Source organism: Vibrio sp. 2033, assembly GCF_033339735.1.
In genome coordinates this window covers 1-803 of the sequence record NZ_JAWOVC010000245.1, presented here as the reverse complement: position 1 = coordinate 803, position 803 = coordinate 1, and the positions used below count along the sequence as shown (strand labels likewise).

The window sequence follows — 803 nt, the reverse complement described above, 5'->3', positions numbered from 1 at the left end:
ACAAGTGTCATCCGCATCGCGAGCAACGTAATCCGCCAAAGGTTCGATATCTTCTATAAAAGACGTCAGTGTCGGTAAACCTTGGTACTCTTTTTGCGTTTGATCTTGCGTCATTACGATCATCGTTTCACACGCATCCACCTCTTTAAACGCTTTCATGCCTTCTTTCGCCATTGGCAGTTCGGGCGTTCCTTCAAAACAGAAGTAAAACTTCGCTTTCGAATCTTCTAGGTGGTATTTGATTTCTCTAGATTTGAGCAACACGTTCAGCGGAACGGTAACGGCACCCGCCTTCTGAACCGCAAAATAAACGAAAGGAAAGAAAGGCAAATTCGGGCACGATAACGCCACTCGGTCTCCCGGTTTGACGCCCGCTTTAATCATCGAAGTCGCGATCTTACCCGCAATCGCGTCAAATTCTGCGTATGTGAATTTTTTATCACCACATATCAAGGCCGTTTTATTCGGTTTACTTGCAGCATTTCTCTGCAAGGCAGCAGCAAGGTTCATCATAATGGCTTACCCTCTAAAACTTTGTCATTTTCATTGTTGTTCGTGAATTCCTTTAAGAGAGTCACGCATCATGGGCGACTAGGAGGCTTGGAAAAGCCACACCGCCTTTTTTGTTAACATTACATTTACAAGATTTAAAAACGCAAGAATGTAAAAAATTTAACATTCAGATACCCGCACGAACCAAAATGTGAGCGTGTTAGCTAATTATTGTTATAAATACCAAACCAAAAAACCAAAGCCCTTCCTCAACTCCGCCGTTGAACAAGCCATTAACATTAACCTAATGT

Annotated in this window: 1 protein-coding gene; it reads right to left on the bottom strand. The window is 42.7% G+C overall.

All coding sequences use genetic code 11. The annotated features are described in order from the left end of the window. Window positions 1-513, bottom strand: a 513-nt coding sequence (locus R7P74_RS25865; RefSeq protein WP_318123509.1) for an AMP-binding protein, incomplete at its 3' end; no start/stop codon positions are given. Between the last annotated feature and the right edge of the window lie 290 nt (window positions 514-803).